Below are 12,856 nucleotides of genomic sequence, written 5' to 3'. Positions count from 1 at the left end.
CCGTCAGGACGCAGTAGCTTCGGGTCATGCATGCGATGACGATTCCCGAACCCGGCGGTCCCGACGCGCTGGTCTGGGCCGAGGTGCCGGACCCGGTGCCCGGTGACGGCGAGGTCCTGGTCGAGGTGGCGGCGACCGCCGTGAACCGGGCCGACCTGCTCCAGCGCCAGGGCTTCTACAACCCGCCCCCCGGCAGCCCGCCCTACCCCGGCCTGGAGTGCTCGGGCCGGATCGTCGCCCTGGGGGCCGGCGTGGCCGGCTGGGCGGTCGGCGACGAGGTCTGCGCGCTGCTGGCGGGCGGCGGCTACGCGCAGCGGGTCGCGGTGCCGGCCGGGCAGCTGCTGCCGGTGCCCAAGGGGCTCGACCTGGAGCAGGCCGCCGCGCTGCCGGAGGTCGCCTCGACGGTGTGGTCCAACGTCTTCCTGGTCGCGCACCTGCGCCCGGGGGAGACGGTGCTGCTGCACGGCGGGGCGAGCGGCATCGGCACGATGGCGATCCAGCTGGCCAAGGCGGTCGGCGCCCGGGTGGCGGTGACGGCGGGCAGCGCGGAGAAGCTGGCCCGGTGCGCCGAGCTCGGCGCCGACATCACGATCAACTACCGCGAGCAGGACTTCGTCGAGGTGCTCGGGGAGGCCACCGGCGGCGCCGGGGCGGACGTGATCCTGGACCTGATGGGCGCCGCGTACCTGCAGCGCAACGTCGACGCGCTGGCGGTCAACGGCCGACTGGTGATCATCGGGCTGCAGGGCGGCGTGCAGGGCGAGATCAACCTGAACACGCTGCTGCGCAAGCGCGGCGCGGTGATCGCGACCAATCTGCGCGGGCGGCCGCTGGCGGAGAAGGCCGCGATCGTGGCGGCGGTGCGCGAGCACGTCTGGCCGCTGGTCGAGTCGGGCCTGGTGCGGCCGGTGATCGACCGGGTGCTGCCGCTGACCGCGGCGGCCGACGGGCACCGGGTGCTGGAGGCCGGCGATCAGGTGGGCAAGGTGGTGCTGCGGGCCTGAGGCGGGGCGGGGTCGGCGGGCCCGGGGAGCCGGTGGCCGGGCGGGGCGGTTGGTGCACAGCCGTTCGAAATGCCTGGAATGTCGGATTGTGTGACGCTGGTCCGGAGCTGTCCCGCCGCCGACCCCGCCCGTGCGCGGTCGGCCGTCGGAAGGACCTCGACCGTGGCCGCACCTTCGACCCCCTCGAACGCGCTCCTCGGGCCGCTGCCCGCCGCGCCGCCCCACGGCCGTACCCGCACCCGGGGCCGGGCCGGTACCGGTACCCCCCGTGGCCGGGGCGACCACCGGGTGCGGCGGCTGCTGACGATGGCGGTGCTCGGCCTCGCCCTGCCGCTGACCGTCGTGCCCCCGGCGGCGGCCGCCGGTCCGCAGCGGCCGTCCGGCCCGTGGGAGGCGGTCGCCGGGCCCGCCGCGTCGGACCCGCCCACCGTGCCCGCCGAGCCGTCCGAGCCGTCCGCGCCGTTCACCGCCTCCGAGCCCGGCGCTCCGGCGGCGGACGGACCGCAGCCCGGCGGCCCCGGGTGGTCCGGTTCGCCCTCGCCCTCCGCCGACGCCGGTCCGGCGTCCTCCGAGGCCTCGCCCCCGCCCTCCGCCGCACCCTCGGCGGAGCCGTCGGCGGCCGCGCCCCCGAGCACGCCGCCGGCCCCGGCCGCCACCCAGCCGCCCCCGGCCGCCCTCTCGGCGGCCGCCGCGCCGCCGCTGCACCAGGACTGGCACCCGCGGCCCGGCCCGGCGCCCGTCGGCCCCCGGGCCGGTCACCGGCACCGCCCGGCCTCGGCCCCCGAGCGTGCCGAGCGGGTGCCCGACCGGTCGCAGCGGGGGCCGGAGCAGTCCGTCGAGGCCACGCAGGCCGTCCCGGACGCGGACCCCGGCACGCCGGACGGCGCCGCACCGGCCGAGGACGCCGTGCCGGACGGCGCCACGGTGGCGGCCGGAGCTACCCAGCAGGCCGCCGGGGCCGTCCCGGCCGTACTGCCCGCCCGCTGGCGCGACGCCTCCACCCTCCAGCTGCCGCTGGGCGCCGGCCTCGGCCTGATCGGCTGCGGCCTCGGGCTGATCGGACTGCGCCTGCGCAAGGGCTGAGCCGCGGCGGCCGGCGCCGGCCGCCGCGCCCCCGCGCGACCTGAGTATCCGTACGGATGCCGGGCCGCCGTGCGGGGGCGTAGCGTCGTCAACGGAAGCGGGTGCGGTGACCGGTGCCGGTGACCGGCGACCGTGGTGCGGGGCGGCGGTGCGGTCGGGGGTTCCACCCGGCCAACCACCCGGCCAACCCCAGTGAGGAAGAATGTTGTTCATGACGAATCCGATGAACGAGCGCTCGCCGCAGGACCTGTACCAGGCCATGGGCGGGCAGTCGCAGGACGGCCAGAAGGTGCTGATCGTCGGACCGGACGGGCTGCCCGTGGGCCAGGGGTTCGCCGGCTCGACGCACGACGACGGTGAAGGGCCGCGCGAGCTCCCGGTGACCGAGATGGTGGAGCAGCCGGCCAAGGTCATGCGGATCGGCAGCATGATCAAGCAGCTGCTGGAGGAGGTCCGGGCGGCTCCTCTCGACGAGGCCAGCCGGGTCCGGCTGAAGGACATCCACGCCAGCTCCATCAAGGAGCTGGAGCTCGGCCTGGCGCCCGAGCTGGTCGCGGAGCTGGAGCGGCTCTCGCTGCCGTTCACCGAGGACACCATCCCGACCGAGGCCGAACTGCGGATCGCGCAGGCGCAGCTGGTGGGCTGGCTGGAGGGGCTGTTCCACGGCATCCAGACCGCGCTCTTCGCCCAGCAGATGGCCGCCCGGGCGCAGTTGGAGCAGATGCGGCGGGCGCTGCCGCCGGGTCTGCACGGCGCCGAGCAGGAGGACGACGAGCCCGGCGAGGGCCGCGGCATCCGCTCCGGCCCGTACCTGTAGGCCCGCCACCGGCCCGGCGCAGCCGCCCCGGTCGGCGCCGCGGACCCCGTGGTGACCGCCCGGTATCGGACGTACCGCCACGATCCGGTGCCGAACGCACGACCGACCCACTACCGTCCGGTAGTGGGTCGCGGCTCGGACACAGTGTCGGCCCTGCGCCGATCACTGTCGCCGTGAGCCGATACCCTGAGCCCCTGTCGCAGGCCGGGCTAGCGCCGCGACAGGGGTCGGGTGGGCCACCAAACCGGGCCCGACCACGCACGGACGAGACCGAACGTCACGGTTGCGGCGGCACGACCGCGCCGAGGGGGAGCAGAGGACCATGAGCGAGCACGGCAACGCGGCGGTCGAGGGCCACTCCCTGGGCAACGGCAGGTACGTGCTGCAGCGGGTGCTGGGCGAGGGCGGCATGGCCTCCGTGCACCTCGCCTACGACAACGTGCTCGGCCGCTCGGTCGCGCTGAAGAGCATGCACGCCGAGCTCGGCCGGGACGAGTCCTTCAAGGAGCGGTTCCGGCGCGAGGCGCAGGCCGTGGCCCGGCTGGAACACGCCAACATCGTCACCGTCTACGACAGCGGCGAGGACGTCGCCGCCGACGGCTCCACCACCCCGTACATCGTGATGCAGCTGGTCGACGGCAAGGGCCTGCGCGAGGCGATCAACGACGCGGTCGCGCAGTACGGCGCGATGCCCACCGAGGAGGCGCTGCGGGTCACCGTCGGCGTGCTGAACGCGCTGGAGGCCTCGCACGACCAGGGGCTGGTCCACCGCGACATCAAGCCCGGCAACGTGATGTTCGACCGCAAGGGCAACATCAAGGTGATGGACTTCGGCATCGCCCGCGCGCTGGAGTCCGGGGTCACCTCGATGACCCAGACCGGCATGGTGGTCGGCACCCCGCAGTACCTCTCGCCCGAGCAGGCGCTCGGCAAGCCGGTGGACGCCCGCTCCGACCTCTACTCGGTCGGCGTGATGCTCTTCGAGATGCTCACCGGGCAGCTGGTCTTCGACGGCGACTCGGCGTTCTCGATCGCCTACAAGCACGTCCAGGAGGAGCCCTCGGCGCCGTCCACCGTCAACCGGGCGGTCAGCCCGGCGGTGGACGCCTTCGTCGCCCAGGCGCTGCGCAAGGACCCGGCGCACCGCTTCCCGAGCGCGGCGGCGATGCGCGACGAGGCGGAGCGGCTGATCGCGGCGGAGAAGGGCGGCGGCAACGGCAACCAGCTGGCCGCGAGCTCGCCGCTGGTGATCACCGACGGTCCGCGCTCGGTGCACGCCGGGCCGCAGGCCCCGCAGACCCCGCCGCCGTTCCAGCAGCAGTACCGGACGCCGCCGCCGGCCTTCCAGACCCCGCCGCCGCAGCACCCGCAGACGCCGCAGCCCTTCCCGCAGCAGTACCAGACCCCGCCGCCGGCCTTCCAGGCCCCGCAGCACTTCCCGCCGCAGGCGCACACCCCGCCGCCCCAGCCGATGCCGATGCCGACGCAGTTCCAGCCGGCCCCCGCGTCGAACAGCGGCGGCTGCTCCACCGCGCTCGTGATCGTCGGCATCATCATCGGCGTGATCGTCCTCGCGATCATCATCATCGCCATCGTGGTGACCAAGGCGGAGAAGACCGGCACCTCCCGGTCCGTCGAGCGGCCCGCGACCGTCCTGCACCTGGACGACCTGCCCGACCGGAATGGCCTGCTCTGACGCGGTGCGCCCGGATCGGGCGTGCTACGGGGGAAGTCCGGAGGCGGTAGCGTTCGGGGACACGAAGCGACAGGGCACCGCGATCCGAGCGAAGGCCCGGGGCGAGGAGCGATGGCACAGACGCAGCGGCCGGACGACGACGAGGGTGCCCGGGCGGCCGGTTCGACCGGCGGGGCCCGGAGGGTGCCCGAGCCCGGCAGCGACAGCGCCGCCACCTCCGCACTCCCGCCGTACGGCGGCGGCCCGCAGACCCCCGGCCGCGGCACCGCGGCCCCGCTCGGCACGGTGGGTGACGGCCGCTACCGGCTGACCCACCGGCTCGGCCGCGGCGGCATGGCCGAGGTGTTCGCCGCCCAGGACGTCCGGCTCGGCCGGACCGTCGCCGTCAAGCTGCTGCGCCCCGAACTCGCCCAGGACGACATCGCCCGGCTGCGCTTCACCCGCGAGGCACACGCCGTCGCGGCGCTCAACCACCACTCGATCGTCGCGGTCTACGACACCGGCGAGGAGTACGTCGGCGACGAGTCGACGCCCTACATCGTGATGGAGCTGGTCGAGGGCCGGACCGTCCGCGAGCTGCTGGTGGACGAGGAGGAGCCGCCGGTCGACCAGGCGCTCATCATCATCGCCGGGGTGCTGGAGGCGCTCGCCTACAGTCACCGGCACGGCATCGTGCACCGGGACATCAAGCCCGCCAACGTCATCATCACCACCACCGGCGCGGTCAAGGTGATGGACTTCGGCATCGCCCGCGCGCTGACCGGCACCGCCAGCACCATGACCCAGACCGGCATGGTCATGGGCACCCCGCAGTACCTCTCGCCCGAGCAGGCCCTCGGCAAGCCGGTCGACCACCGCTCCGACCTGTACGCGGCCGGCTGCATGCTCTACGAGCTGCTCACGCTGCGCCCGCCGTTCACCGGCGACACCCCGCTCTCGGTGGTCTACCAGCACGTGCAGGACCCGCCGGTGCCGCCCGCGCAGGTCAACGCGCGGGTACCGGCGGCGCTCGACCCGCTGGTGCTGCGCTCGCTCGCCAAGAACCCGGACGACCGCTTCCAGGACGCCGACGAGTTCCGCGCCCACCTCCAGCACGCCCTGCGCGAGATGCACGGCGGGGCCTGGGCGACGGGTGCCGCGGCGGCCGGGCTGGCGGCGGCCGGCCAGGGGCACAGCGGTGCCACCCCGATGCCCGGGGCGGACGGCGAGACGGCCGTCACCGCGCCGTTCGGGCTGGGCGGCCCGAGCGATTCGACGACGGTGCTGCCGTACCAGGTGCCCGGCGGCCCGCACACGCCGTCCTCGCCCTACCCCGGGGCCGGCGGCCCGTACGGCGGCGGCTCGTACGACGGTGGCTCGTACGACGGCGGTCACGGCGGCCCGGGCGGCGACGGCGGCGACGGGGGCGACGACCGCCGCCGGCGGCGCGGGCCCTGGGCCTGGGTGGCCGGCGCCGCGGCGGTGTTCGTCGCGTCCGGTGTCGGGATCGCGCTCGCGCTCAGCGGCGGCGGTGGCGGCGGCGGGACGAAGGACCCCGGCCAGACGCCCGCCCCGTCCGTCTCGGTGGTCTCCTCCTCCGACGCCGGTACGCCCACCGGCGGGGGGATCTCCCCGACCACGGTGGTGCCCAGCCAGACCAGCCGGAAGCCGAACCAGCCGACCGACACGAACAACAACAACAACAACCAGAGCCCGCCGGCCACCGTGCCCAAGCACTCGCCGAGCATGACCCCGACGCCCACCGGTACCAAGCCGTCGTCGACGACGACCCCGTCGTCCACCGGCACGCCGACCGGCGGGGGCACCGGGACGCCGACCGGCGGCGCGAGCGGGACGCCGACCAACGCCCCGACGGGCACCCAGCCGCCGCCGACCAAGCCGGCCACCCAGCCCCCGACCACCGCGCCCGGGGCCGGCGGCTGACCGGCGGCGCCGACCGGTGACGGTCAGTTGGCGAAGGCGTCCAGGACCTGCTCGTACTCCTGGCACCACCACGCCAGCTGGCCGGCCGAGGCGGGGTAGAGCGGGTCGGCCCGGTGGTCGGCCCGCTGGTAGCGCCACTGGAGCATCCAGAAGTCGTTGAGCCGCTCCCACCAGACCCGGTGGACGGCCGCCGCCAGGTGTTCCGCGGTGGCCGCCCCGGTGGCCCGGTACGCCTGCGAGTAGGTCCGGACCCGGACGAGGTCGAGCGTGCCCGACGTCCGGTCGTTGAAGACCAGGGTGGCGGACCGGACGGCCTCCTCGGCGCGCGGCTGCGGGCCGAGCTTGTCCCAGTCCAGGACGGCCGCGATCCGGTCGCCCGCGTGCAGCAGGTTGAGCCCGTGGAAGTCGCCGTGCGTCCAGCCGGTGGGCGGGGCGGCCTGCGGGACGGGCCGGCGGTGGGCGTACTCGGCGAGCAGGTCGAGCCGTTCGGTGAGGCGCCGCTCGACCAGCGCGTCCAGCGCGCCGTACGGGCGCTGCTCGCGGGCGCTGAGCCGGAGTTCGCGGGCCAGCCGGGCGCTGTCCAGCGGGTCGGCACTGTGGTAGCCGGCGGGTTGTGCGAGGGGGGCGCAGACGTCGTCGAGCGCGCCGTGCAGCCGGCCGAGCAGCGCTCCGAGCGCGCCGCACTGCGTCAGGGAGAGGTCGCTGCCGTGCCGGTGCCGGCCATCCACCCAGGGGAAGAGCGCGAACAGCCGGCTGCCGAAGGAGGCCACCGTGCCGGAGCGTTCGGCACACGCCAGCGGGGGAGCGACGGGCAGTCCGAGGGTCTCCAGCGCGGCCATCGCGCGGTGGTGCCCGGCGATCGATTCGCGGTGTGCGGTGGCGGCGTCGACGTAGCACTTCAGGAAGTACGTCCCGGCCTCGGTGGTGACCCGGTAGCCCCGGTTCAACAGGCCCTCGGCGACCGGCTCGGCGGTGAGCAGCCGCCCCACCCGGTAGCGGCGCAGGACCTCGGTCAGGACGAGGTGGGGAACGGGCGGGCTGAGGGTCCCTATCGGGGGTGCGGTGAGATCGGGGCGGGCCGGGGCACAGGCGAGGGTCTGGCTGAAAGTCACAGGCTGAGGTTAGGGCCCCCTGGCGGGGGTCCTTGACAAACCGTCAGAACTGTGATCCGCGGCGCTTTCAGTGCTGCTGGTCGGCCTGGTGCCGTGCCACGAAGGCGGCTGCCTGGGTGCGCCGCTCCATGCCCATCTTGGCGAGCAGACTGGAGACGTAGTTCTTGACCGTTTTCTCGGCCAGGTGCAGCTCGTTGCCGATCTGACGGTTGGTCATCCCCTCGCCGATCAGATCGAGGATCCGCCGCTCCTGCTTGGTGAGCTGGGACAGTCGCTCGTCCTCCTTCTCGCCGCCGTCGCGCAGCCGGGCCAGCACCCGGCTGGTGGCCACCGGGTCGAGCAGCGACTTGCCGGCCGCGACGTCCCGGACGGCGGTGATCAGGTCGGTGCCGCGGATCGCCTTCAGGACGTAGCCGGAGGCGCCCGCCATGATCGAGTCGAACAGCGCCTCGTCGTCCGAGAACGAGGTCAGCATCAGGCACTTGATCTCCGGCAGCCGGGAGCGGACCTCCCGGCAGACCTCGACGCCGTTCCCGTCCGGCAGCCGGACGTCGAGGACCGCGACGTCGGGGTGCACGGCGGTGATCCGGGTGATCGCCTCGGCGGCCGTCCCGGCCTCGCCGACCACCTCGATGTCGTCCTCGACCGAGAGGAGATCGTGGACGCCCCGCCGGACCACCTCGTGATCGTCGAGCAGAAATACCCTGATTTGTCCGTTATCAGTCACGTGTAAAGCCTCCCATATCGCCGCAGGGGCGACCTATTGCCCGCACCGCCCCCGGAACGCTATCCGGCCAGATCAGTCGAAAGCGATGCCGGTAACCCCCTTACGAACGGGGCTCCGCCCGGATAACGTGCGCAGGTGTCCTGAAGGCGACCGAATTGAGAGCTGCGCCACACCCGCAGTTGTAGGCCCTGAACAAGTAGGACGTCCTAGCGCAAGCGCGCCAAGGGCTGCCGCTGGGTAACGTTCTCGTGAGGGACGCCGTCGGAACAGGATCACCACCTGCCTTGCAGCCGGTGCGCACACCCACGCGCGCCCCGCGAGGCGGTGACCGGACCGGTCACCGGCGACCCCGGGCGGCCGGACAGACCGAGGAGTGAACGTGACCGTCAAAAGCACGGCGAGGGCCCGCAAGAAGGCGGCCCCCGGCGTCCCTGACACCCTCCGCGCCACGGGTACGGACGCCCAGCCGGAGCTCGTACAGCTGCTCACCCCGGAAGGCGAGCGGATCGAGCACCCGGACTACCCGCTCACCACCACCCCGGACGAGCTGCGCGCCCTCTACCGCGACCTGGTGCTGGTGCGCCGGTTCGACGCCGAGGCCACCGCGCTGCAGCGCCAGGGCGAGCTGGGCCTGTGGGCCTCGCTGCTCGGCCAGGAGGCCGCCCAGGTCGGCTCCGGGCGGGCCATGCGCACCGGTGACTACGCCTTCCCCACCTACCGCGAGCACGGCGTGGCCTGGTGCCGCGACGTGGACCCGCTGAACCTGCTCGGCATGTTCCGCGGCGTGAACCACGGCGGCTGGGACCCGAACGAGAAGAACTTCCACCTGTACACCATCGTGATCGGCGCGCAGACCCTGCACGCCACCGGCTACGCGATGGGCATCACCAAGGACGGCGCGGACGACGCGGTGATCGCCTACTTCGGCGACGGCGCCTCCAGCCAGGGCGACGTCAACGAGGCCTTCACCTTCGCCTCGGTCTACAACGCCCCGGTGGTCTTCTTCTGCCAGAACAACCAGTGGGCGATCTCCGAGCCCACCACCACCCAGACCAAGATCCCGCTGTACCGCCGCGCCTCCGGCTTCGGCTTCCCCGGCGTCCGGGTCGACGGCAACGACGTGCTGGCCTGCCTGGCGGTCACCCGCTGGGCGCTCGACCACGCCCGCAGCGGCAACGGTCCGGTGCTGATCGAGGCGTTCACCTACCGGATGGGCGCGCACACCACCTCCGACGACCCCACCCGCTACCGCCCCTCCGAGGAGACCGAGGCCTGGAAGGCCAAGGACCCGATCACCCGGCTCCGGGCGCTCCTGGAGAAGGAGGGCCTGGCCGAGGAGGAGTTCTTCGCCTCGATCGAGGCCGAGAGCGAGCAGCTGGGGCTGCGGGTGCGCGAGGGCGTGCGCACCATGCCGGACCCGGACCCGACCCTGATCTTCGACCACGTCTACGCCGAGCCGCACACACTGGTCGATGAGGAACGGGCCGAGTACGTCGAGTACGCGGCCTCCTTCGAGGCGGGGGAGAACCTCTGATGGCCGCTCAGCTCAGCATCGCGAAGGCGCTCAACGAGGCGCTGCGCAAGTCGCTGGAGAACGACCCGAAGACGCTCCTGATGGGCGAGGACATCGGCAAGCTCGGTGGCGTCTTCCGGATCACCGACGGCCTGCAGAAGGACTTCGGCGACAGCCGGGTGATCGACTCCCCGCTCGCCGAGTCCGGCATCGTCGGCACCGCGATCGGCCTCGCGCTGCGCGGCTACCGCCCCGTGGTGGAGATCCAGTTCGACGGGTTCGTCTACCCGGCCTTCGACCAGATCGTCTCCCAGCTGGCCAAGATGCACGCCCGTGCGCTCGGGCACGTCAAGATGCCGGTCACCATCCGCATCCCGTACGCGGGCGGCATCGGCGCGGTCGAGCACCACAGCGAGTCGCACGAGGCGTACTTCGCGCACACCGCCGGTCTGCGGGTGGTCTCGCCGTCCAGCGCGCACGACGCGCACTGGATGCTGCGCCAGGCCATCGAGTCGGACGACCCGGTGATCTTCCTGGAGCCCAAGCGCCGCTACTGGGACAAGGGCGAGGTCGGCGACGCCGCCGACCTGGGCCTGTACGACGCCCGGATCGTGCGCCCCGGCACGGACGCGACGCTGATCGCCTACGGCCCGATGGTCAAGGTCTGCCTGGAGGCCGCCGCGGCCGCCGAGGAGGACGGCCGCCGGCTGGAGGTCGTCGACCTGCGCTCGCTCTCCCCGGTGGACTTCGCCGCCCTGGAGGAGTCGGTCAAGCGGACCGGCCGCGGCATCGTGGTGCACGAGGCGCCGGTCTTCCTGGGCATGGGCGCCGAGCTGGCCGCCCGGCTGACGGAGCGGTGCTTCTACCACCTGGAGGCGCCGATCCTGCGGGTCGGCGGCTACCACGCGCCGTACCCGCCGTCCCGGGTCGAGGAAGCCTTCCTGCCGGACCTGGACCGCGTGCTCGACGCCGTCGACCGCGCGCTCGCGTACTGAACCGGGGAGCGAAGATGACCACCGAAGTTCGCTCGCTCCGCGAGTTCAAGATGCCCGACGTGGGCGAGGGCCTCACCGAGGCCGAGATCCTCAGCTGGTCCGTGAAGCCCGGCGACACCGTGACGGACGGCCAGGTCGTCTGCGAGGTGGAGACCGCCAAGGCCGCCGTGGAGCTGCCGATCCCGTTCAACGGGGTGGTGGAGCGGCTGTTCTTCCCCGAGGGCGCGACGGTCGACGTCGGCACCGTGATCATCTCGGTCGCGGTGGCGGGGGAGGCGGGCGCCGCCGCTCCGGCCGCGGCCGCCCCGGTCGCCCCGGTGGCCGCTCCCGCCGAGGCCGAGCCGGCCCGGCGCGAGGTGCTGGTCGGCTACGGTCCGCGGACCGGCGGCACCCAGCGCCGGGCCCGCCGGACCACCACGACCACCGTGGTCGCCCCGGCTCCGGCTCCGGCCGCTCCCGCGCCGGCCCCCGTGGCTGCCCCGTCGGTGGTACTGGCCCAGCCCACCGGTGACCGGCCGTTGGCCAAGCCGCCGGTGCGCAAGCTCGCCAAGGACCTCGGCGTCGACCTGCGGGCCGTCACACCGACCGGCCCGGACGGCGTGGTCACCCGCGAGGACGTGCACGCGCACGTCGCCGCGGCGGCCGCCGTCGCGGCGCCCCCGGCCGAGCCGGCCGCGGTGGCACCGGTGGAACCGGTGGTCGTGGCGACCGCCGGCACCGGGGACGTCCGGGTGCCGATCAAGGGCGTCCGCAAGGCGACCGCGCAGGCGATGGTGGCCTCGGCCTTCACCGCCCCGCACGTCACCGAGTTCGTCCAGGTCGACGTCACCCGCACGATGAAGTTCGTCCGCCGGCTCAAGGAGAGCGGCGAGCTGGGCCGGGACATCCGGGTCAGCCCGCTGCTGCTGGTCGCCAAGGCGCTGCTGACCGCGATCAAGCGGCACCCCGAGATCAACGCCCAGTGGGACGAGGCGGCCCAGGAGATCGTCATCAGGGGCCAGGTGAACCTCGGCATCGCCGCGGCCACCCCGCGCGGCCTGATCGTCCCCAACATCAAGGACGCGGGCGGCCGCACGCTGTCCGGCCTGGCGGCCGCGCTCGGCGAGCTGATCGACACCGCCCGGCTGGGCAAGACCTCGCCGAACGACATGCAGGGCGGCACCGTCACCATCACCAACGTCGGCGTCTTCGGCGTCGACACCGGCACCCCGATCCTCAACCCGGGCGAGGCCGCGATCCTCGCCTTCGGCGCGGTCCGGGAGCTGCCGTGGGTGCACAAGGGCAAGGTGGTGCCGCGCCAGGTCACCACGCTGGCCCTCTCCTTCGACCACCGCCTGGTGGACGGCGAGCTGGGCTCCAGGGTGCTGGCCGACGTCGCCGCGCTGCTGGAGCACCCCAAGCGCCTGATCACCTGGGGCTGACCGGCCGGACCGAGGAAGGGCCCTGCTCCGCACGACAGTGCGGGGCAGGGCCCTTCGGCATTTCCGGACACCGGACACCGGACAAGCCTTAGCGCGCGCCGCGCAGTCAGCGCCCGGCGTACCGGACGCCCAGGCCGAGCACGAGCAGCACGGCGCCGAGACCGGCCGTCAGGATCCCGACGGCGGTGCCGGTCGGGGCCTGCTCCGGCATGCCGGTCGGCCCGCCGGCGGTGGGGCCGGAGGCGGGCGCGCCGACGACGGCCCCGGGAGCGCCGAGGGTCGCCGTCGGGGCGGGCGGTCCGGACACCTGCCGGGCGGCCGACGTCCCGGGGTCGGACCCGTGGGCCGAGGCGGTGTCGGTGGCGAGCAGCTGCACGGAGCCGGCCAGGACGACGGCGACGGCGACGGTCGCGAGCCGGCCGCGGGTGGAGCGCGGGTGGGCGTTCTTCGCAGAAGTGGAGAAAACAGGCATGCGCACGACGTGACTCCCCGCAGTCATGAAGCCGGTGGTGGGTGGAGGTGGCCGGTCCTGCCCCCGTCGGCCGGTAGCGCCCCCCGGCGCTTC

The 12,856-nt window shown here is 74.1% G+C and carries 11 protein-coding genes; 8 read left to right on the top strand and 3 right to left on the bottom strand.

Translation table 11 applies throughout. The features are described from left to right. Window positions 1-26: 26 nt before the first annotated feature. From ABT263_RS07320 to ABT263_RS07300, 5 genes are all read left to right on the top strand, one after another. Window positions 27-1,004, top strand: a complete 978-nt coding sequence (locus ABT263_RS07320; protein WP_352288516.1) for an NAD(P)H-quinone oxidoreductase — start codon at window positions 27-29, stop codon at window positions 1,002-1,004. A gap of 162 nt (window positions 1,005-1,166) precedes the next feature. Further along, window positions 1,167-2,087: a hypothetical protein gene (locus ABT263_RS07315; protein WP_352288515.1), complete on the top strand. Its 921-nt coding sequence runs from the start codon at window positions 1,167-1,169 to the stop codon at window positions 2,085-2,087. 211 nt (window positions 2,088-2,298) lie between these two features. Then, the gene (locus tag ABT263_RS07310) at window positions 2,299-2,904 is read left to right on the top strand and encodes a bacterial proteasome activator family protein (RefSeq protein WP_380388862.1); all 606 of its coding nucleotides are present in this window, start codon (window positions 2,299-2,301) and stop codon (window positions 2,902-2,904) included. A 322-nt stretch (window positions 2,905-3,226) separates the two neighbouring features. Beyond that, on the top strand, window positions 3,227-4,600 hold the full coding sequence (locus ABT263_RS07305; protein WP_352288512.1) for a protein kinase domain-containing protein: 1,374 nt from the start codon (window positions 3,227-3,229) through the stop codon (window positions 4,598-4,600). Window positions 4,601-4,711: 111 nt separating this feature from the next. Next, on the top strand, window positions 4,712-6,523 hold the full coding sequence (locus tag ABT263_RS07300; RefSeq protein WP_352288509.1) for a protein kinase domain-containing protein: 1,812 nt from the start codon (window positions 4,712-4,714) through the stop codon (window positions 6,521-6,523). 23 nt (window positions 6,524-6,546) lie between these two features. Here the strand turns inward: ABT263_RS07300 and ABT263_RS07295 are convergent, their stop codons facing one another. Together ABT263_RS07295 and ABT263_RS07290 are read right to left on the bottom strand one after the other, a co-directional pair. Continuing rightward, the gene (locus ABT263_RS07295; RefSeq protein WP_352288507.1) at window positions 6,547-7,635 is read right to left on the bottom strand and encodes a phosphotransferase; all 1,089 of its coding nucleotides are present in this window, start codon (window positions 7,633-7,635) and stop codon (window positions 6,547-6,549) included. Window positions 7,636-7,702: 67 nt separating this feature from the next. Continuing rightward, a complete protein-coding gene (locus ABT263_RS07290) occupies window positions 7,703-8,362 on the bottom strand; it encodes a response regulator (RefSeq protein ID WP_352288504.1) in 660 nt (219 codons plus the stop codon). 379 nt (window positions 8,363-8,741) lie between these two features. On the opposite strand from ABT263_RS07290, the gene pdhA reads away from it, so the two are divergent. From pdhA to ABT263_RS07275, 3 genes are read left to right on the top strand one after another with little or no spacing between them, the layout of a single operon-like run. Next, a complete protein-coding gene (gene pdhA, locus ABT263_RS07285) occupies window positions 8,742-9,896 on the top strand; it encodes a pyruvate dehydrogenase (acetyl-transferring) E1 component subunit alpha (RefSeq protein ID WP_380388867.1) in 1,155 nt (384 codons plus the stop codon). Next, entirely contained in the window at window positions 9,896-10,870 is a 975-nt protein-coding gene (locus ABT263_RS07280; protein WP_329488754.1) for an alpha-ketoacid dehydrogenase subunit beta, read from the top strand. The genes pdhA and ABT263_RS07280 overlap by 1 nt, the downstream gene beginning before the upstream one ends. A gap of 14 nt (window positions 10,871-10,884) precedes the next feature. Next, the gene (locus tag ABT263_RS07275; RefSeq protein WP_352288499.1) at window positions 10,885-12,291 is read left to right on the top strand and encodes a dihydrolipoamide acetyltransferase family protein; all 1,407 of its coding nucleotides are present in this window, start codon (window positions 10,885-10,887) and stop codon (window positions 12,289-12,291) included. A 106-nt stretch (window positions 12,292-12,397) separates the two neighbouring features. On the opposite strand, the gene ABT263_RS07270 is transcribed toward ABT263_RS07275, so the two are convergent. Next, window positions 12,398-12,769, bottom strand: a complete 372-nt coding sequence (locus tag ABT263_RS07270) for a hypothetical protein (protein ID WP_352288496.1) — start codon at window positions 12,767-12,769, stop codon at window positions 12,398-12,400. Window positions 12,770-12,856 lie beyond the last annotated feature (87 nt).

The sequence above is a fragment of the Kitasatospora sp. NPDC001603 genome (assembly GCF_040298365.1).
In the GTDB taxonomy this organism is placed as follows: domain Bacteria; phylum Actinomycetota; class Actinomycetes; order Streptomycetales; family Streptomycetaceae; genus Kitasatospora.
The sequence above is the reverse complement of the archived record's forward strand: the minus strand, read 5'-3'. Positions and strand labels throughout refer to the sequence as shown.